The sequence below is a fragment of the Pseudomonas sp. EL_65y_Pfl2_R96 genome (genome assembly GCF_963970905.1).
Classification (GTDB): domain Bacteria; phylum Pseudomonadota; class Gammaproteobacteria; order Pseudomonadales; family Pseudomonadaceae; genus Aquipseudomonas.
Window position 1 is genome coordinate 35,354 of record NZ_CAXAQH010000021.1, and the last position, 20,452, is coordinate 55,805.

Consider the following 20,452-nt stretch of genomic DNA (forward strand, 5'->3'; position numbering starts at 1 on the left):
GAGTGATTAATCACGGCGCCCGTTTCACCTCTGAAATTTCGAACGGACAATCGGCTAGCAACCATCGGCATCGTTGCATTGAACCCAGCCCCGAATTTCCTTTCCTTTGGGGGTTTTAAACATGATTTGCAGCCACCCGGCCTCAACCCCTTCCTGCAACACCGAGTCGCCCTTGATCAAATACATTTTCGTCATGTCCGCCAAAACGGGCGAACTGTGAATCGAGGTCTTTTTGTTAATCGTGAGCGTCACCCTGTCCCCCGCCGCCCAGCGTTTATACGCGGCGGAGTTGAGTTTGGCGGCGATGGCATCAGCGGTTTTATAGGGGAATGTGTAGATCAACTCCTCCGACTCGGGATCGCGGGCAATATCGCCGCCATTGCCAAAATAGTTCGACAACCGCTCATCCCTGACATACCCCATCGCCGTAGGGGAATACGCGTGAACGGTGTAGTAGTCGCCCAAATAATTAACGCCCGTATAGGCTCTGATTCCGACCGCATGAATGACGAAAAGCATCGGCTCGGCGTCGGGTTTAGCCTGAGCAAAGAAAGCCGCTTGCACCCGCCCGGTGGCCGCTAAAAATGGCAGCCCGCCGATGTTCTTTTTTGTACCGTCGGCGCAATTTACGAAATCGACGCCAATGGCGACGTCGTCGGGGTCCTGGGATTCAGGCAGTTTGGCGTAGTTGAAAACGATAGAGCCCGAGTCTGTGTCGAGCGCTGGGAATGCTTCACTTTTTGGGGCTTCGCAGGTGATCCTGGAAAGGATTTTTCTCAGGTTTGATCTCTCACTTTCATAAAAAGTGTTGCACTGAGAAACAACGACAAAGCCCTGTGCTGTTTCTGCTTGAAGTGTGTTGCAGATTAATCCGAACCCTTCAACACCGCCCGGCCCAGGATAAATGACGTTTTTCATGTCCAGCAGCTTCCAGCCTTGCTGCTGCATCGACGCTTTGGCTGTCGCCGTAGCGTCCGAAAACTCCATGATTGATTCAGAATCAGGCAGTTGGATCATCTTGTTGTAGCGCTGTGCATTGTCGATTCCGACGACCGCCAAAATGTCCTGCAGATTTTTCCCAGTGACAATGACGGTGGGGAGATTATCGAAGTTGTTGGCGTAGTCCGGTTGGTTACGGGGCACAAGCTTGAGTACGTTCACGCTCCCATCCTGAACGCAGCTTGCAAACTTCAGTTCCGTTTGAGACACATCGAACGAGCAAGGTTGATCTTCAGCGAATGCATCCGCGCCCCCAAGGAACAGGCTCAGAACAACGGCGCCCATCAGAGCCTTCGTGAAGCCGTATCCTTTTTTAAAAATACAATCCATGTTGATCACTCAAAAATTTTCGGTTTAACCGGCTCAGGCGTCGTGTTTAAAAACGCTCAATCATCCGCCTACGTAGACGTAGACGTAGACGTAGACGTAGACGTAGACACCATCGGACATTTCCTTCAACACGCCGGGCTGTTCATGAACTATCCGGCGATTGCGTTCACCGATAACCTCTGTTCGTCACCGCAAAATCGGTGACTCGGACGTGCAAGTCCGGCGGGATACACAATGGTTATGGCAATTCATCGAGCATTTTTCTATGCTCGCGAACCGTTATGGCTGCTGTGTATGGGAGACCTTCGGGTCTGCCGGGTAATCCCGCCGGTCTTGCACACCTATGCACAGCTGCCACCTCTTTCGAAGTGCACGCGAAACGGTGTCGGCTCCTTAATTGCGGGATTACATCTATGTTCAAGCCAACACCAAATCCTCCTGAAAACGAAGCCACATCTCCCTACGAATCCTTCGATTCGAAAAAACTCCACGAAGCCGCCGAACGTGCCCTAGACCATCACTTCGGCCCGTTGCCCAACGAAAAACCCAAACGCACAGGCAAGCTCTTCACCGTCTCCCCCGACATCGACACCGAAGCCCTCCTGGCCAACGCCTCAGAAGACCTGAAATCCATCAGCGCCATCGCCGCCGACTTGGCCGACGACATCGAAGGCACCCGCCGCTCAGTCGCCCTGGCACTCAGCAGAATGGCCGACGGGGTGCAGTTGTTGGTGGAGCGAGCGCTGGATCATATTGATTCGCCGAATCCGGCGGAGCATCGGGCGAAGGGGTAGCAAAAAAGTAAGAAGGGGACTTAACGTCCCCTTCTTCAGCGTTTATACCTGCACGGCAAAATTTACAGGCAGTGACTAGCCTTTATGTCTGAGCCTTGCGAAACCAAACGCTTCACGCCGTCGCTCCCCCCCGGGCTACCTTTATCAGCTGACATCTGATAACAGGCCAACGCCCGGGACATATCCTTTGTTCCCAACTGGCCATTCTCAAAAGAAGACCCCAGGTAGTTCATCGCATCTGTGGAGCCCATGGAAACTGCGCGAATAACCTCCCTTTCTGCCTGCTCGGGGTGCAGGCAAGGGCCGCTGTAGTCGGTGGAGTTACCGTTACAAAAATAAGTGGCATAACCCAGCGCGCCGTTTGGTGTCGTCGATGCCGCTTTGAACAAAGCCTCAAGCTTGCTGGTTTCCAATTGAGACGCCATCTGCGAAAGACTCAATCTTGCCGCCGACAGACTCGCCTGTGGATCGCCCGACTCCGCAGCACAGACATAGTTTTCCAGGGACGCTTCAATCAACTCCCCAGTCAGACGGTATCGCTCAAGAAACCCTAGCCCACCCAAGCCCTCAGCACGTTGATAACAAAGGTTCTCCGCGCGGCTCATTCCGGGTCTACCGGGTGCGACAAGCTCCTTCTCGCTGATCGACCAATCCTCAATCCCCACCAGCGACCAGCACGACTTTTTAGCAAAGTTAAAAATCTTGATGTTGCTGTTACCGGCGCGTTTATCCACAACGTTCATGTGAGTGTCGTCGACCGTTTCGATCTCAACCCCTTCAGTCTTGCCTTCCATCGCGGCCATCAACGGAAACGCCAAACTGGAGCCAGTCTCCGCAGTAATAAGAGGTTCAAATCGGCCCGGGTCTTCTGTCCGCTTCAACACCAGTATCTTCACCGCCAGCGCAGTGAGGCGCCTCTGGGACTCAGCATTGGTGGAGAACGCCGGCAGAAACTGAGCAAAGTTCTGGGATGGACACGAGACGTCTGATCCTCGCCCAACAGCTGAACCACTCATGATCTCGGGCGCGATATTGTCCAGAAAGGCTGTACGCTCACGGCTCATTCTTGCGATGCAATTGTTCACCGTCGCCACATAGGCAGACGTGTCAGGCTTAATCTCAAACGCTTCGAGCGGACAATTCGCATCGCGCAATTTTATCCACACGCGCTGTGCTTCTTTGACCTTCGCCGTATACGCCGCCCCCGTGTCAGGTTCGGCTCGATACTGCGCTTCGAGCCGAGCCATCAGTTGGTGGTAACTCGTATTCAACTGTGAATCGGCAGCGTCCTTCGCGACCTCAGAACACCTATCAATTTGCTCACTTATAGTGATCTCGTTGCAATCATCCTGCGCAAACGCAGTGGGCAGACCTAGCAAACCACTAAGTGCTGCTCCAATGAGGAGCCTAATAAAGCGATTCATCCAAATCATCCTTGCTGTTTTTTTCAACCCCCCCTTAAAAGAGGGTTATGGCGTATTCAGGTGTTTTTTCACGTAAGCCTTTATTGAGGCGGCGTCCTTATAAGCAAACGTCTGTGGCACACCGTCACTAAAGCCGTCAATCCCGCTTAAGTACCTATTAGCCTGAATCAACTGATTGGGGATCAACTTACCATTGCTATGTCGCGCATAGGCATATATTTGATACAGAGTACCGTAGGTACCAATGCCTCTACTGTTAATTTCCCAAGAAACCAAAACAAATACATTCTTTACATTCTGAACCGGATAAAAAAATATCGATTCGACCTTAGGTGAAGAACCAGCAACATCATATTTATCAACTAACTGTCTAGCCGATACTCCATCGCCGTTTTTCACGTCGAGGACTAAAGACACGGGATACTCTGCATCTCCCGTTTCCAAAACCGATAATTCCGCATTTTCGACGACAGTTGTTTTATAGGGACCATCTATTACCGCTCCCCGCAGATAGAGGCTATCATCCTGCGCCACGGAAACCCTACAGAAGATAAATACCAATAATACAAAACAAAATTTACGCATCGTCCTTTTTGCCTCTCCTAGTTGTAAAAACTAATTTTTGCTAGGCGTAATGGCCTCAAATGACGCCTCTATATCAGATAACTTAGGATCACTTCTCAGGTTAGACCTAGGTACACATGCAGAAAATTTAACCGTGGTATCTTTCACACCCTTCACCCATAAAGAAAACGGGGACAGACCACGTTTTCCAGATCATTATTGAAACGTGGCCTATCCCCATTTCACTCCAAAAGTGCAAAAACAATCGGGACAGATTTATTTATCGAGTTCCGTTGCGGTTACCAAGCCCGATAAATAGGCGTGCCCACCTTTCACAAAACACAGAAATAAATCCGCCCCCTTTCGCTCTACCTTTCGCTAAGCGCAGCATATAAAATTAGCTGTAAACACACCACGCCTACCTGATCATTTTTTCTTAGGGGCGTTATAGTTATCTGGAAAAGTATTATCTAAATATTCTGAACGCTCGAGACTCATTTTGGTGACGCAATTATTTACCGTCACCTCATAAGCCGGCATTCCCTCATCATACTCAAAAGCTTCTATAGCGCAATTAGCATCTCGCAACTTCAACCAAGCCAATTGCGAAGCTTCTAACTTAACCAAAAATTTCGCGCCTTGGTCAGGAGCTCTTTGATATTGAGACTTTACTCTCGCGATAAGCTGCTTGTAACTAACATTCAACCTAGCATCAGCAGAATCATGTGCTTGTTTAATACATAAATTAAACTCCAAAGTTGACGTCACTGCACCACAAATTTTCTCACCTGAAAAAGCAAAAATCGGGAAAACCAAACAAACAACCAATATAAACGATTTCATAATCATCCTACCGATACTTTCTCAAATAATCAAAGCGGAAAACGGGGACAGATCACGTTTTTCAGATCATTATTGAGACGTGGTCTGCCCCCATTTTCACCTCAAACAAATCCACCTCTTCCTTAAAACTATTTACGTGAGGGTTTCGTGACGCATAAAGTCGGCACATTACCTTTATAGTACATGCTACGCAGAGTTTTCTTTTCCTTATTCACCTTAAGATTGAGAAACTCATCACTGCAAGCAGGCTTCAACTCTTTAAAAGATGAATTTTTTGGAGCATAAACAAAAATCCGATGAATAGAATACGTACCCATTCCATCATCGATATACCAAACTGAAAAATCCTGAAAGCCGTCAAAGTTATAATCCCCCACATCAACATGCATAACTTCTTCTGTCTGAAACGATATCACCCTATCCTTGAAACCAGTCTTTGCTTGCACCGTAACAGTTAAGTCTGTCTTGTCAGGCACAAGCATTACCGCCACTCCCTTCTCCGGCTCAAACTTTGTAGGCTCAGCAAACGCCACAGCACTCCAAAACGCAAAAACAAGTGCCGCACAGAAAAATTTGCTTTTCATATCCATCACTCCGCGGGTAACAAATTTGCTCGAACAGTATCTGTATCTGAAAGGCAAACGGGAAAGGCAAACGGGAGGCAAACGGGGACAGACCACGTTTTTTAGATCATTATTGAAACGTGGTCTGTCCCTGAGAAATCATGAACATCGTTTTCAAAGCAATAGTCTTAAACGCCGACGGGTGTTGTCGCTGTGGCGACTGGGCTTGGAATACTGGCGCAGTGGACGCGGCTCAAACTCTCGAAAAACCTTGGTGAGACTTGAGCGCGCGTTGCGAGCCGAGGTACATCAACAGGCGCAGGCGCTGGAGTAGATTTGTGGGGATCCCTCAGGATCTGTCCCCTTTCTATTTAGTAAAAAAAGAGGACGAGTAAGAAATGAGACGGCTCTATTTATTAGAGCCGACATTCAACCTCACAGACAACCCCACCCCCACAAACAAAATCACTTATTAAGCTTAGCAATACAACCCTTATATAGCTCCGCGTATTTTTTATCATACTTCAACTCAACAGGCTCATCCAAATCTGCCGATGCATTAAATAGCGCCTCATCTTGAACATAATACTTAACCCACCCAACAATACCCTCGCCAGAAGTTTTATAGAACAACTGAGCCAGTATGCGCTCACCATTATCATCATCAATCAACAGATTAATTTTTTCTTTCTTTGTATAACGAAATGGAAAGTCACTACTCCTAACCATCTCGGTCAGGTAGCCATAGCAGCCTTCACCCTCAGAGCGAGCATCAGCACCGTCTTGACCATCTGCGAAAGCCAATCCTGTAATTAAAAAAAGTGCTGCCCCAATGCATGCTTTGAAGGCAATACTAGGAACAAAATTTAAAATCTTCATTTACTCTCCTTTCTCCAGCGCCTCTACAAACCTAGCGCGAATTGCTTGAATATGAGTTTTATACGCATTTTGCGCACCTATTTCTTTAGAGTGCCAGCGTGCCCAGTTACCGTCATACTTGTTGATGTATGCAGCCTTATACTCCATGCCAGCCAACACCGAAGGCAATACTATGAAAACTTTTTTCTTATCTGTAACCTGTTGGTTGCCGCCTTGGCCGCTCATCCCCTTGTTCTCGAATGCCGACCAAGTACCAACCGGTGCATATTCTGGATTTGCTTCGAAGATTGCACCATCCCAACCATAGTAAGGAGGGCCGCCAAAAGCCTCCATCCCACCGGTTCCACAATTTGCATATTGACCCGACTCAAAATGGGCCGTCTCGTCGCGATACATTCGCTCGATAATGATCGCCATTTCTTTTCCATATTTTTCGTAAATCACTTTAATCGCTGCTTTACCGTCTGCCACAGTAAATAACCCGGCATGGGCTGCACCACCCTTCGGCTTAAGATTACTAATAAATTCTATAGGATGGAAATGATAAACTTTATTGGTGAATGCAACCTGCATCGAACCAGCCATTTCATCCCAGAATACAAGCTTATCTATACGCTCCTGCTCATGTCTGAGTAGCTCCGGTGAGTCCTCTAGTAGAGTTTTTAACTTTTCCCACTTTGCCTCAGAAGACTTTGCCTGCCACTCAGTAGGATGATTAGCAATCAACTTTGACCAACTACTACGTATTTCCGGATCACGCAGAGCCGCTTGAAGCTCAGCCGGAGTTACGTCATTGTCTTTAGTACCCTTGGCATCGATTTTTGTATACAGCTCCTGAAAAAATACCGGCATATCCCCTGGATCCAAGAATCCATCGGCGTTAGGATTGGATTCTTTTACTACTCTGAAACCCAGCTTTTCCCAATCATGCTGACAAATCAGCTCTCCCTTTTCTTTATTAACAAACCCAGTTTGAGGTTTCCCGTCATTTCGGACAGTAACTTTTACCCATTCCTTTCCTGTAGCATCCTTTACAATACTAACTCGATCCATCGAAGCATAAGTTTTTGCCTTCATAGCAGGTTCCTGCTCGGTGAATACAGGTGCTTCATCAGTCCCAGTTTTGGCGGCCAGCATCTGCCCTTCGTTCAAAACTAGGTACTTCTTCCCATCAACCAACGCCGCTGGATTTTTCAAGTAACTTTCTAGTTCTGTATCCGCACTAAAAACCTCGACATGAACCTGATGTTTGCTGTGAACTCCACCTTTTGCATTAGCAGGCACCTCATAGAGGCCCATATATCCTACTGGCTCGCCTGCCTTGATTGCTGAATTAGTAATAACCACGCTATCAAAAACGGTCGGTGTGATTTTTTTCCTAGTTATTAGTCGTTTCGGACCGACGTCATCCACGCAGCACCAGAATTTTTCTGGCAATACACCGGCCCCTTTGAGGCCGGTTCCTTCTGAGGGAATAAATGAACACTCCGCCATTGGGTATTTTTTTCCATCTTCAAGGAACAACCACTGAACCTTTCCACTATCAAACCGTATCATACTCCCAGTACAAAGCACTTGCTCCGGTGCAACCTGCGCCCCGCCATGTTCACCTACCGGGGCACTTCTTACTTTGAGCCCTTGTAACGAACTGACACTTGCATCGACCATCCCTTTCCAATAGCCGGGCGTTAGTCGCTCAGGAGGAAGAACTACTTTTAATCGCTCCTTGCCCTTGCTATTTCTTATTGGCTTGCCATCTTCTTGAGTAGCGAACCAAACAACATCCCCTTTTTTTAGCTCGGCAATTTTACCTTTAAGTATCCGTCCTTGAGCGAATGTATACTTACCATCAAGGGTAGGTTGCTCCTTCAGAATTTCGAACTCAACGCCATTATGTATATCACCTACAGCACTACTTTCAGCTTGATCTTTATGATGATTACGTGCAGGCCACCCACCATTTACAACTTTAACAATCCTACTAGTTTTTTCTTCTTCCGCACTATAAAGCTCATAGGGCAAAATATGCATATAAAGACTAAAAAAAATTAATTTATTGCTTTTTACTGCTTCCGACTTCTCATTGGCAGGAGACTCATACTCGTGGCGCACTAGACAAAATGATGTCGAATACTTTAAATTCGCACAACTTTTCGCCCCTATGTACTCCGAAGACAGATAGTTTTTATTCAATCTATAAGCCACAACCACACCATCACCGATACAGCGTACAGGCTCATCACGAACGCACTGAGGTGCGCTGGCATTAGTGATATGGATCCCTCCGTGCCAGAACTGATTACTTCCAAGCAAATAGTGCCCCGATGCTTCAGCTTCGAGAGCTTTGTATAGCTCATCAGCATCTTCAAACTGACTCCCACCATGTTTTCTTATGGGGTACTGAAAATTCATAATAGAAGCTTTGCTGGTCGACGGTTGGGTCGCCTTTTGAGCAGGTGCAGGCGCTGCTGCACCGGTCCTAAACTCTTCTTTAGCCCTTAGAAACTTTGTTGGAACAGGCCAGTAGAACGCCGGGTCTTTAGTGCCAAAATAAGTAAACGACGGCCCTTTTTTTGTTTGCGCTCCAAAAAATCTCCCAGCCGTACCGGTCGGGTTAACTTGCTCGACAATACCAGTATGGAATAACTTATCACCACCGCCCAACGGGTCCTCATTAATCCAAAGAGCAATGTCACCTTTCTTGACGTCCGGGGGCACCACGGTCGTGTAATAAGTGGAATCCACCATCACCCGCGTATCTTCATATGGAATTTTGTAGCCAGCACCCGTCAGCAATAAATTAACCATATGCGAACAATCGATTAATTTTTTACCGGCAGCATTTGTTTTTATGCCATCGCCACCCATCTTGTATACGTAGCCATGATTTTCGTAATTACCCGTTAAATCTAATGGTTCTGTCATTTCTGCATCCTGCAAATTAGTAGCAATGACTGGTTTCAGTGACTTCAGCGGTTTGCGATTTTAATCTGGTTAAATTATTCAGGGCGATGGCATTTCCTTTACTGGCGGCCAAGCGATAGCAATCCATTGCTCTGGACATATCCTTAGTTACCAATCTACCAGTCTCGAATGTATCACCTAGTTTATTCATAGCGTCAGGTGAACCCATTGACGCGGCGCGAATCAACTCCCTTTCTGCCTCCTCAGGATGCTGACAAGGGCCGTCAGGGTCAGTGTCATTGCCATAACAATAAAATGTGGACAAAGCAGAAGCGCCGCTTGCGAGGGTAGTGGCTGCAACCTTGAATAGGGCCTCGACCTTATCTGTCTCCAACTGCGACGCCATTCCGGAAAGACTCAAACTGGCAGCATTGAGACTCGCCTGAGGATCACCGGAAGCCGCAGCACACACGTAGTTTTCCAACGCGGCTTCAAAGAACTCTCCCGTCAGAGAGTATTTATCCAACCCACCAAGCCGCCCGTAGGTTCGCGCACGTTGATAGCAAAAATTCTCGGCAATACTCATGGTCGTAGTACTCGCTCCAACAAGGTCTTTCTCATTGATCGACCAATCTTCAACTCCCTCAAGCACCCAGCAAGTTTGCCGTGAAAAGTTGAAGATCTTAATGTTGCTGTTACCCGCCCGCTTATCCACTACATTGAAGTGACTGTCGTCGATCGCTTCGACTTCGACACCTTCTGTCTTGTCTGTGGCTACGGGCGCCATTAGCGGAAACGCCAAATTGGAACTGTTGACTCCCGTCGTTTGCGGCTCAAAAACCCCATGTTCTCCCACCGGTTTCAAAACCAGCGACTTCACCGTCATCGCAGTCAACCGCTGCTGGGTTTCAGCATTCGCAGAGAACGCCGGAAGGAATTGGGAAAAATCCTCAGACGGGCACTCATCCGCATAAACGCTGCCATGAAACAGGCTCAGCAGTGACGCGGCGAAAACCGCTACCGCGAAGCCATTGCTCTTCTTCAAAACACCATTCATGTCGATCACTCAGAAAACACAAAAAAAGCCTTCGGTTTAACCTTCTCAGGCGGCGCATTCCCCAACGCCTGATCCATCAAACTCCCCGCCTTATCCTTATCCGCAGCCCCCGGCAGCACCGGTGGCTTGATGCCAATCCCCGTCCCCGAGCCTGCAGACCCACCGGCATTAATCTTCACCACCGGCCCAACAACCGTAACCCCACCGGCATCCAGCTTGATGAAGCTTCCACCTGCTTTTACTGTCAGTTCCATCCCAGCTTCAATAACAATCTTGTCCCCAGCCTTGAGGTGAATCTCTTTCCCCGCACTGGTCAGCTGCGCAGTCCCCAACTTCACATGCTGGTTCTGCCCAATCGTCAGATGATCATCCACCCGCACTTCACTCTTGCGATCAGCAATCGTGGTCCGATGCTCTTCCGCTTTCAGCTCGGTGTAAGTGTTCTTCACCACCGTATCGTGGCGTTCATTCCCGACCCGAATCTTCTGGTCATGCTCAATGTTTTCATCCCAATCCCGCTGGGCATGAATAAAGATCTGCTCAGCCCCTTTCTTGTCTTCAATCCGAAGTTCGTTGTACCCGCCGCCGCCCGGTGAGCTGAGGGTTTTGAATACCGTGCGAGTCTTGTTCGCTGGCAGGTCGTAAGGAACCTGGTTTTCCTTGTGATACAGGCACCCCGTCACCAATGGCTGGTCAGGATCCCCCTCAAGGAAGGTGACAAGCACTTCCATGCCGATCCGCGGAATGGCGATGGCGCCATACCGATCCCCCGCCCAACTCGAAGAAACGCGCATCCAGCAGCTGGTTTTGTCATCCGCCAAACCTTCGCGGTCCCAGTGGAATTGCACTTTGATGCGGCCGTATTGGTCGCAGTGAATCTCTTCGCCTTTGGGCCCGGTGACCATAGCGGTCTGGCTGCCGAGCACGCGGGGTTTCGGGTGTTCCAGGGCCGGGCGGTAGAACACGTTCCAAGGGGTGGCGAGGAAGCGGTTGCGGTAGCCCTGGTGGAAGTCGTCTTTGTTGTCGGTGGTGTCGCTGGTCACGCCTTCTTCGAGTACTTGCGGCTGTTTGCCTTCGTGGACGACTTCGGTGAGCAGCCAGAGGTCGTTCCACTCGGTGCGCGGGTGGTCGGAGATTTCCAGGAAGTGGCCGCTGACGAGGGTGGTCTGGTCGCCATGGCCTTCGGCTTGCTGGTAGTCGGCGCGGTGGCGTTCGAGTGCGCGTTGGCTGAGGAATTTGCCGCGCGCGCGGTCGAGGAAGCGGCCGGGGTAGTCGTAGTCTTCGAGGTCCGGCTCGGTGCTTTCACCGTCGGGTTTGCCGTCGGGTTTATAGCCGGCTTCAAGTTGCAGGCGCGGTTTTTCGAAGTCGTAGTCGCGGCGGGTGACGCGGCCGGTGCGGGTTTCCAGGCGCAGTTTGAAGCCTTTGATCACGGGTTCGTCGGCGACCATGCCGCTGCCTTGCACATAAGCGGTGGGCTGGCCGAGTTTCGGGAACACCGTTTGATCGTCACCGAATACCAGTAAATGACCTTTGGAGGTGTGCTGGAAGTGGTAGTGAATGCCTTCTTCTTCACACAGGCGCTGGACGAAGTGCAGGTCGGTTTCGTCGTATTGCACGCAGTAGTCGCGGTCCGGGCACGGCTGGCTCAACTGGAATTTGTAGGCGTTGCCTTTGATGCCGTGTTCTTCGAGGATCAGCGCGATGATTTTCGGCGCCGACATCTGCTGGTAGATGCGCTGGTTGGTGCGGTGATGCAGGTATTGCAGGTGCGGCACCAGGGAGATTTTGTAGCGGGTCAGGCGCTTGCCGGCATCGCCTTGGGCGACGCGGTAGATCTGGCCGTGGATGCCAGACCCCTTCGGGTCGAATGCGAGGAACGCCTGTTTGTGCAGGAGTTTTCCCAGGTCCAGATCCGGGTTTTCGCTGACCAGTTCCAGGTCGAAGCGATACGGCTGGCTGATGCCTTCGGTGCCGGTGAACGACAGCACTTGCAGGTCGCCGGCATAGTCTTCGACTGTGAGGCTGAAGTGCGTTTCGTTAGCTGAGTTGAACATTGCTTGCTCCCTGTTCGGTAGTCATCCGTTACGCCCGCAGTCGAAGGCGTTGCAGCAAAGACGAAGTGGCACCCATGGCGTCACGCAATTGGGCGGCGGTGATGGTGCGCTTGGCCGCATCGAAAGCCAGCGCTGTTCGCAGGGCTGGCCAGCAGTGTTTGGGTAGGTTTCGAGGTGCATGCAGCTCGCGGTCGAGGTGGCCGTCGCGGGCCTCGATCGAGGACAAACGGCGGAACGGGTGTTTGCCGCCCGCCAGTTCGTAGAGCACGCAGGCCACGCCGTACACGTCCGCGCTGGCCGAGAGTGGCTGGCCTTCAAGCAGTTCGGGGGCGGCGTAGCCGGGGGTCCAGGCGTTGAAGCGGTTGCGACTCAGGTGCGGCAGGCCGGGCAGGATGCCCTCTTCCGCCTGGCCGAGGCCGAAGTCGAACAGGCGCACGCCTTCTTCGCTGAGCATCACGTTGCTCGGTTTCAAGTCGCCGTGCAGCACGCCGCGCGCGTGGGCGTAGGCCAGTGCGTCGAGCAGCGGCAGCGCGATGTCGCGCAGCTCCTTCCACGGCAGGCCCAGGGGCCGCTCGCAGAGTAGTTTGTCCAGGGTCAGCCCACGCATGAGTTCCATGGTGATGAAGGCCCGCTGGCAGTGGGTGTCCACTTCGAAGGTGTGAAAACGCAGCACGTTGTCGTGGCGCAGTCGTCGGGTCAGGGCGAACTCGCTGTAGAGCAAGGCACTGGCGTCCGGCGATTCGGCAAATTCTTCGCTGAGGATTTTCAGCGCGATGTAAGGGTCGGGATCGCCGAACTGTTCGCTCAGCAAGTCCCGTGCACGGTAAACCGCGCCCATGCCACCGGCACCCAACAGGCGTTCGATGCGGTAACGCCCCGCCAGCACGTCGGGCAGTTCAGCGACGCTGGCCCGGGTCGGCGCCAGCGCAGGCTCGGCCTTGTGCGGCTTTCCGTTTAGAGGCTTGGCAAAGGCGAAGTAAGTCAGGTTATTGGCTTCTTCTTCGGTCACCAGCAGGTCGTCGATCGGTGGCATGAGTTCAGTCATTGGCGGATCACCACGGCAGTCAGGTTGTCCCGGGCCGAGCCACGCAGAGCGCCGTCGAACAGGCGCTCCAGTGCAACGTGCGGCGCGGTCAGGCTCAGGGCGTTGCCCAGGGCATCGCTAGTCAGCCCTTGATACAAACCGTCGCTGCACAACAGAAACGCATCGCCGGGATAGACCTCGAGTTCGAGCACGTCCAGGGTCAGTTGCTCGGCAGCGCCGACCGCACGGGTCAGGGCGTGGGCGGCAGGATGAGCCTTGGCTTGCTCGACGCTCATGTTCTGCTCGTCGATCAGTTGCTGTTGCAGCGAATGGTCCTTGGACAGCTGATACAAGCGCTGGCCGCGCCACAGGTAGCAGCGGCTGTCGCCGGCCCAGATGCAGGCCGCGCGATTGCCTTCCACCAGCAGCGCCACCACGGTGCTGCCCATGATGCTGTCGTGGCGCCCGGCGGTGACGGTCAACTCCTGACCCAAGCGGCGGTTGAGCCAGTGCAGGCACTGGCGAATACCTTTGAGTCGTTCGTCGAAGTCGTCCTGCACCGGCAATTCCGCCAGGCTGGCAACGATCAACTGGCTGGCGATGTCGCCACCCTGATGACCGCCCATGCCGTCCGCGACCACCCACAGCCCCTGCTGTGGACAGTCGAGGAAAGCATCTTCGTTGCGCGCCCGAACCTTGCCCGGATCGGTACGCGCAGCGCTGCGCCAGGGACTGGCAACCGGCATCAGAGCTGCACCGGCATACGGAAGGTGCGCAGTACGCCCATGTCGAACGGGTTCGGCGTGCGCTGGCTCGACAGCAAGTAGTTGGCGCGCAGGCCACCCACGTCAGCTTTCAGCACCAGCACGTCGCGACCGGTCAGGTACTCGGTCTGCATCAGGTCGAACAGACGGAACAGCGACCATGGGCCGGTGTTCTTCTCGATGCCGATCGGGCGGCCAGCCATTTTGTCGAGGACCAGGCTGGTGCGACCGTCTTCAGCGTCGGTCGGCCATTTGAACGACACCGGCACGATCGGGCCGTGGCGGTATTCGATGGTCTTGTCGCCAAACTTGAACTCGGAACGGCTGACGGCCGGGTCGAGGGTGTACGGCTCCAGTTTGAACTGCACTTGCGGCTCGGCCGGGTTGATGGCGAAGAAGCTCTGGCGAATCACTTGTGCCGCCGCCATCTGGTCGAGGTAGACCTTGGAGATCGGCATGCTGTGACCGTCAATGCTGCGCAGGCGGTAGTTGCCTGGGTCGCCACTCACGAATGGACGCATGTAGGTATCAAAGAACCGATCGGCGATGCCCTGGGCCTTGAAGAACTCGCGGAAGTCGCTGATCGCGACGTCGCTGGTGCTGTGGGCGCTGAACGGGTAACGCTTGTTGATCGCCTTGCCGTAGAAGCTGTACAGCTCGCTCTGATAACGCTGGTTAAGGTACTGGTAGGAATCGTTGAGCACCAGACGCCAGGTGTCTTCGGCCAGCACGTTGAACCACACGCTCACCGGACGCGGCAGACGGTTCGACGCATTGCGCAGGCTGCTCAGCGCGTCACGCTGGCCGCTCATGCGGGTCTTGGCCATTTCGAACGCTGCCTGCTCCGGCGCGCTGGCACGGGCCAGGCTCGACAGTTGCATTTGCAGGTCGTTGAGAGCTTGCAGGGCCGGAGTCAAATCAGCGGCCGGGCCGTTGTTGTCATCCAGCAAACGGTGCAGCGGTTCGAAGCGACGTTGCAGGGATTTCTTCGCGGTGTCGGGCAGGTTTTTGGTCGCGGCCATGTCAGACGCCGCATCCGATGCGGCCGACGCCAGTTTGCCCAACTTGCCGAGCTTGCCCTTCTGCTCGCCCAGTTTTGCAGCGGCATCGGCAGCCTCATCAACCGGCTCGGCTTCCGCCGGGAACCGGGTGTTCTCACGCACTTCCACCAGCAGTTGCAGCACCGGGGAGTTGGCCGACGTCAGGCCCGCCAGTTGCTCGGCGCCCTCACTGAAATCGCTGATCGCGGGCAGTGCCACCTGGCCCACGGCTTCGCTCCAGAAGTTGGCGTAGTCGCGGAAGTACAGTTGCTCCAATTCGACCATCAGGCGACGCAAGTCCATGCCGCTGATGCCCGAGCCTTCCCCCAGTACCCAGTTGTCACGCAGGATATCGGTGACCAGCGCAGCGCCCTGGACCGAGAAGTACTGCTGATAGCCTTGCTGGGTGTAGAACCCCGGAATCACGTAATCGGTGCCGACAAACAACGAACCCTGCGGGCCGATGTGTTGGCTCAGGCGGTACTCCGGCAGGTTACGGGCCTGCTCGCGCAGCATCCGGTAAACCACGTTGGCCAGCGACTCGCTGCGTAGCACCTGACGCGCCTGCGCCACCAGTTGATCGTTGAGCGGGTAGATAAATGGCTGCTTGAGCAAGCGCTCGAAGTGCGTGTTCAAGCCGTTCTGCACTGCGGTGTTGCCGGCGTAGCGCAGGGACCAGTCAGTGGCGACCCAATCCTTGAGCCACGCCGCATCGCGGCGATCTTTCATGTTCAGCATCAGGTACGCGCGCAGGCTGTTGAGCAGGCGTTCGCGGTCCTTCATGTTGGCGCGGATCTGCCCTTCCAGCAGGGTTGCCACCCGTGGCAGCAGTTGCGCTTCAAGCTCACGCTCGTAAGCGCTCTTGACCACTGGATTGGCGTCTTCACCCTGGTACAGGCCACCACGTTCGTGGTACGACACGTCACCTTTGTTCGGGAACACTTGAGTCGCCGCGTAGCTGGTGTCGAGGGTCTTGAGCACCGCCATGGAATCATCGCGCGCTGTCAGGGCCGAGCGTTGTTGCTTCCAGGTTTGGGCCAGCGAGCGCAGGTTTTCCAGACGCTCATAGTTGGCCGAGAAACCGCCGGCCCAGAGCATGCCGAACAGCGCCAGTGCCGCCAGTGCGCCCACGTACAGGGCACGTTGGCCCCAGTGGATGCGGCTGCGCTCGCGCTTGTCCAGACCGGCCAGATCGGCCTCGGGGAAAATCACCCGGCTGAGCAAATGGTGAATGAACCGCGAACGGCCGCTGCGCAGGGTCGGCAGCACGCCGGCGCTCATACCCAGACTGGCGCCGATGCCGGCGGTGGTCTGGTCCATCTCTTGAGTCAGGTGCGGTGCGCTGGTCAGGTAGAAACCGCGCAACTGGCTGACGCGCTGGTAACGGTTGCCGGTAAACGCCAGGTCGACGAACAGGCACAGGCGCTCGCCGATCTGCCCCAGTTGATGCGGGAAATCGAGGATGCGGCCACGGCGCTGGGTATCGCGCTCCTGGTGCATGCGCATGATCACCTGGCTGTTGAGGCGACGCAGCAGCTCTTCGAACTCGGCGCGCAGCACGGTCACATCAGTGCCGCTCTGCTCTTTGCGGAAGCTGGTGCCGAGGACCTGATCGCTTTCTTCGCGGGTCAGTTGGTCGAAGAATTCGTCGAACCCGAGCAGGCGATCGGCCTTGCTCAGCACCAGATAAATCGGCACATCGACGTGCAGTTTTTGATGCACGTCTTGCAGACGCGCACGTACCTGGCGGGCCAGGGTTTCGAGGTCTTGCTCGCTACCGCCCAGCAGGGTTTCCACCGGGATGGTCACCAGCACGCCGTTCAATGGACGATTGCGGCGACGCTTGCGCAGCAGCTCGAGCAAGGTGCTCCAGGCGCTGCCATCGACTTCGGCATCAGGCTGGGTCAGGTAACGCCCGGCGGTGTCGATCAGCACGCCGTGGTCGGCGAAGTACCAGTCGCAATGCCGCGTGCCGAGGGTGTCGCGGGTGAGTTTGCGGTCGATCTTGTTGATCGGAAACTCAAGGCCCGAGAAGTCCAGCAGGCTGGTCTTGCCGCTGCCCTGCGGGCCGATCAGCAAGTACCACGGCAAATCACTGCGCCAGCGCTCGCTGCGACCGCGATACAGGCTCGAAGTCTTCAGGGTTTTCAGGGCGTCCTTGAAACGCACCTTCAACTCTTTCTCTTCTTCGTCGATCAGCTCTTCACGGCGGATACGGTCCTGGCCGTCTTCGGTGGCTTCCACCGCTTTTTTGCGCACACCGGCGCGCCAGCTGACGAAGACCATGGTCAGGCCCCAGATCAGGAACAGCACACTGATGGTCAGCAGGCGGGAGGTCGAACCTTCCCAGAACTTGTAGTCATCGACCGCCAGCAGCGGTCCGACGAACCACACCAGCAGCGCGACGAACAGCACCAGCAGCAGGGTCCAGACCCAGGTCTGGCGCAGGAATGCGCCGACTTTCTTGAAAAACTTTTTCATCACACGTCCCTGTTTACGGCTGCGACTGCGGCTTAACCGCGGCCGGATCAAGCTGCTGATAAGGTTGCAGAACGGTTTCGCGTTGTTCGCCCAATACCCAGGCGAAGCCCGAATACATCACCACCAGGCAGACCACGGTGAACAGCACCACCATCCACGCCGGCACGATGCGCACCAGGCTGCGGCGCTGATCGTTCAAGCCTTCCCAATGCGGCGACAACTCGCGAGGCACGTCGCCGCGCAGTTGACGAATCTGCCGATACAAGGCGTCGCGGATGCCTTCGAGTTCGAGCATGCCGCGCGCTTGCACCCGGTACTTGCCTTCGAAACCGAGGGACAGGCACAGGTACATCAGCTCCAGCATCGGCAAGTGCTTGACCGGATTTTTCGACAGGCGATCCAGCAGCTGGAAGAACTTCTCGCCACCGAACGTTTCGTTGTGGAAGCTGCTGAGCAGGCTCATCTGCGACCACTCGCTTTCGTTGCCCCACGGCGTGGTGACGACGGCTTCGTCAACCACGGTGCACAGCACGTAACGGGCGGCCATCACCTGGCTGCTTTCGGCGCCGTTGTGCAGCGCACGTACTTCAAACAGCTTCAGCCCGGCGGTCAGCCGCTCATTGAGCGCGTACAGGTCTTCGCGGGTGTCGCTGTGCTTGAGCCGCACCACTTCCGACAGCAGTTCGGAAGCCGCCGCCACCAGCGAGTTGAGGCTGATGTTGAACGCTTCGGCCGGGCGCAGGCGCGCGGCGTAGATCATCCGTTCTTCCAACTGTTCAAAACGCGGCGGTGCCGCGAAGTCAGTCAGCGGACTCGATGCCGGGCCGTGGCCCTGGCGGTCGAGCAGGACGGTTTTGTCGTCCTGGTGGTGTTCCATGTCCTTGATCATGTCGGTCAGTTCCTGATGGCCCAGAATTTCAGTTCAAGCTCGGCGAATTCGCCGGACACGTGGAACGCGAAGCCGCCGGAGCGCTCGAGTTGCGCCAGGTCTTCGGAACTGAGTTCGAGGATGAAATAAGTTTTGTTGGAGTGGAACGCGATCTGCCGTGGGGCCACCGGCAACGGTTTGACCTTGATACCAGGCAGATGCAGGTTGACCAGTTGGCGGATACGCTCCACCGGGCCGACCTTGAGGTGCGCCGGCAAACGATGGCGCAGTTCTTCGGAGTCGCAGTTGGCACTGGCCGCGAGCACGAACGAGGCCGAGCCCAGCAGTTTGTGGTCGTGCAACGGCGACACGATGATCCCGTACTGGCGCGCTTGCAGCACCAGTTCGATGGCATGCTGTTCGAGCACCATCGACAGCACCTGACGAATCGCTTCCATCAGTTTGCGGAAGCTCGCGCCCTGGTCGCTGTGCTGGTAGCGGCTGTCCAGACGCGGGCGTTTGCTGTCGCTGGAAAACGTCGCCAGATCGCCGAGCATGGTCAACAGCGTGCGGTACAACTCTTCCGGGTGAACCTGTTCCAGGCCCAGGTAATGGCGCAGCAACAGTTCGGTACGGTTGATCAGTTGCAGCATCATGAAATCGCCGACTTCCGCGCCGCCGACCTTGCCGTTGGAGCGAATCCGGTCGGCGATGGTGTCGCCCCGGTGGCCGAGCATGCTGATGACTTCTTTGAGGCACGACAGCAGGTAGCTGGACGAATGCGCCTGGATGTAGGTCGGCACGAAATCCGGGTCGAGGCTGATCACGCCGTCGGGCGTGGTGTCGAGCACTTCACAGATCTTCAGCTTCACGTAGGCCTGGTCGCTTTGCTGCTCGCCGAGCAACAATTTGAAGTCCGGGCGACCGCAGCTGACCTGACTGGCGGAGTCATCGCCGGCGTTGGAGTCGGCCACTTCCGCTTCGTACGCGGTGTAGCGCGCCAACACGTCGGATTGCTCCGGGCGGCGAGACTCGATGTGGTTACCGGTCACCAGTGGCAGCGCCAGATAGATCGGCGTGTTGCCCGTGTTCGGCGGCACGTCCAGGGCCAACGGCTCGGTGTTGCCGCCCAGTTCGAACAGGCTGCCGTCCGGCAGAATCCCCGAGGCCTGGCTGATCACCAGTTTGCCCATGTTGAGGAACTGCAAGTCGATTTCCAGGTTGAGGAAGCCCCAGGTGTAACTGCCCAGCAACTGGGTGCGGGTCTTCATCTGGTGGTCGTAGTAACGATCGTTGTGCTGGAAGTGCTGCGGTCGCAGCAGCATGCCTTCCTGCCAAATGACTTTATGGGCATTCATGTTCAGTCATCCGCCTTGACGAGCGTTTCGTGGGTGTTGCGGATGCCGGCCTGATCGAGGGTCAGGTCAGCCGCAGTGACTTGCACCGGAGTGATTTGCACCGTGTAGCGCCATTTGGTTTCCGGCAGGTCGCGGTAGGCCGCGAGTACGCCGACGTAACGGCTGCCCTCTTCCACACTGAGCTTGAGCTCGACGGTTTCACCCGGGCGCAGTTCCAGCTCTTCGCTGGCTACCAGGTCCGGGGCCAGGGATTCCTTGGCGCGCTCGTAGAGACTGAAGAAATCAGCGTTCTCGAAAGCCACTGGGTGCTTGAGCTCAAACAGGCGCACGACGATCGGCGACGGACGACCGTTGAGGTCCGGGTTCAGCTGATCGCTGGCGGTCAGCTTCAGGTTGAGTTTGGTCACGGTGGAATACGGCGACAGCGACGAGCAACCGGCCAGCAGCACCAGGGCGGTGAGCGCAGTCAGCGTCTTGAAAAAAGCGGTCGAGCAGCGAAACATGCG

Annotated in this window: 16 protein-coding genes and 1 pseudogene; 2 read left to right on the plus strand and 15 right to left on the minus strand. The window is 54.7% G+C overall.

Translation table 11 applies throughout. The annotated features are described in order from the left end of the window. Positions 1-54: 54 nt before the first annotated feature. Complete coding sequence (locus AACY49_RS20150) at positions 55-1,329, minus strand: hypothetical protein (RefSeq protein ID WP_339526044.1); 1,275 nt, start codon at positions 1,327-1,329, stop codon at positions 55-57. Between the two features lie 413 nt (positions 1,330-1,742). On the opposite strand from AACY49_RS20150, the gene AACY49_RS20155 reads away from it, so the two are divergent. Further along, a complete protein-coding gene (locus AACY49_RS20155) occupies positions 1,743-2,123 on the plus strand; it encodes a DUF6124 family protein (RefSeq protein WP_339525960.1) in 381 nt (126 codons plus the stop codon). 62 nt (positions 2,124-2,185) lie between these two features. Here the strand turns inward: AACY49_RS20155 and AACY49_RS20160 are convergent, their stop codons facing one another. From AACY49_RS20160 to AACY49_RS20175, 4 genes are all read right to left on the minus strand, one after another. After that, positions 2,186-3,547 carry a lysozyme inhibitor LprI family protein gene (locus AACY49_RS20160; RefSeq protein WP_339525962.1) on the minus strand — a complete coding sequence of 454 codons (1,362 nt, stop codon included), beginning with the start codon at positions 3,545-3,547 and terminating at the stop codon, positions 2,186-2,188. Positions 3,548-3,592: 45 nt separating this feature from the next. Beyond that, positions 3,593-4,132 carry a hypothetical protein gene (locus AACY49_RS20165; RefSeq protein ID WP_339525964.1) on the minus strand — a complete coding sequence of 180 codons (540 nt, stop codon included), beginning with the start codon at positions 4,130-4,132 and terminating at the stop codon, positions 3,593-3,595. 405 nt (positions 4,133-4,537) lie between these two features. Then, positions 4,538-4,954, minus strand: coding sequence for a lysozyme inhibitor LprI family protein (locus AACY49_RS20170; protein ID WP_339525966.1), 417 nt, complete (start codon positions 4,952-4,954; stop codon positions 4,538-4,540). Positions 4,955-5,082: 128 nt separating this feature from the next. Further along, positions 5,083-5,538 carry an XAC2610-related protein gene (locus tag AACY49_RS20175; RefSeq protein WP_339525968.1) on the minus strand — a complete coding sequence of 152 codons (456 nt, stop codon included), beginning with the start codon at positions 5,536-5,538 and terminating at the stop codon, positions 5,083-5,085. A 121-nt stretch (positions 5,539-5,659) separates the two neighbouring features. On the opposite strand from AACY49_RS20175, the pseudogene AACY49_RS20180 reads away from it, so the two are divergent. Then, positions 5,660-5,851 (plus strand): annotated as a pseudogene (locus AACY49_RS20180) (IS4 family transposase); the annotation flags it as partial. A 131-nt stretch (positions 5,852-5,982) separates the two neighbouring features. Here AACY49_RS20180 and AACY49_RS20185 read toward each other — a convergent pair. The 10 genes from AACY49_RS20185 to tssJ are packed head-to-tail and all read right to left on the minus strand — an operon-like array spanning position 5,983 to position 20,449. After that, positions 5,983-6,396, minus strand: a complete 414-nt coding sequence (locus AACY49_RS20185) for a hypothetical protein (RefSeq protein WP_339525970.1) — start codon at positions 6,394-6,396, stop codon at positions 5,983-5,985. Beyond that, positions 6,397-9,321: a hypothetical protein gene (locus AACY49_RS20190; RefSeq protein WP_339525971.1), complete on the minus strand. Its 2,925-nt coding sequence runs from the start codon at positions 9,319-9,321 to the stop codon at positions 6,397-6,399. Positions 9,322-9,337: 16 nt separating this feature from the next. Next, entirely contained in the window at positions 9,338-10,357 is a 1,020-nt protein-coding gene (locus tag AACY49_RS20195; protein WP_339525973.1) for a tetratricopeptide repeat protein, read from the minus strand. A 5-nt stretch (positions 10,358-10,362) separates the two neighbouring features. Next, positions 10,363-12,411 (minus strand): type VI secretion system Vgr family protein, encoded by a 2,049-nt coding sequence (locus AACY49_RS20200; protein WP_339525975.1) that lies wholly within the window; start codon positions 12,409-12,411, stop codon positions 10,363-10,365. A gap of 28 nt (positions 12,412-12,439) precedes the next feature. Beyond that, on the minus strand, positions 12,440-13,456 hold the full coding sequence (locus AACY49_RS20205; RefSeq protein ID WP_258698138.1) for a serine/threonine-protein kinase: 1,017 nt from the start codon (positions 13,454-13,456) through the stop codon (positions 12,440-12,442). Next, positions 13,453-14,181, minus strand: coding sequence for a PP2C family protein-serine/threonine phosphatase (locus AACY49_RS20210; RefSeq protein ID WP_258698139.1), 729 nt, complete (start codon positions 14,179-14,181; stop codon positions 13,453-13,455). The genes AACY49_RS20205 and AACY49_RS20210 overlap by 4 nt, the downstream gene beginning before the upstream one ends. Next, a complete protein-coding gene (gene tssM, locus AACY49_RS20215; RefSeq protein ID WP_339525978.1) occupies positions 14,181-17,720 on the minus strand; it encodes a type VI secretion system membrane subunit TssM in 3,540 nt (1,179 codons plus the stop codon). Before tssM ends, AACY49_RS20210 begins: the two co-directional genes overlap by 1 nt. A 13-nt stretch (positions 17,721-17,733) precedes the next feature. Further along, the gene (icmH, locus tag AACY49_RS20220; protein WP_258698141.1) at positions 17,734-18,609 is read right to left on the minus strand and encodes a type IVB secretion system protein IcmH/DotU; all 876 of its coding nucleotides are present in this window, start codon (positions 18,607-18,609) and stop codon (positions 17,734-17,736) included. Positions 18,610-18,614: 5 nt separating this feature from the next. Beyond that, positions 18,615-19,946: a type VI secretion system baseplate subunit TssK gene (tssK, locus tag AACY49_RS20225; RefSeq protein ID WP_258698142.1), complete on the minus strand. Its 1,332-nt coding sequence runs from the start codon at positions 19,944-19,946 to the stop codon at positions 18,615-18,617. Positions 19,947-19,948: 2 nt separating this feature from the next. Next, positions 19,949-20,449: a type VI secretion system lipoprotein TssJ gene (gene tssJ, locus AACY49_RS20230; RefSeq protein ID WP_258698143.1), complete on the minus strand. Its 501-nt coding sequence runs from the start codon at positions 20,447-20,449 to the stop codon at positions 19,949-19,951. Between the last annotated feature and the right edge of the window lie 3 nt (positions 20,450-20,452).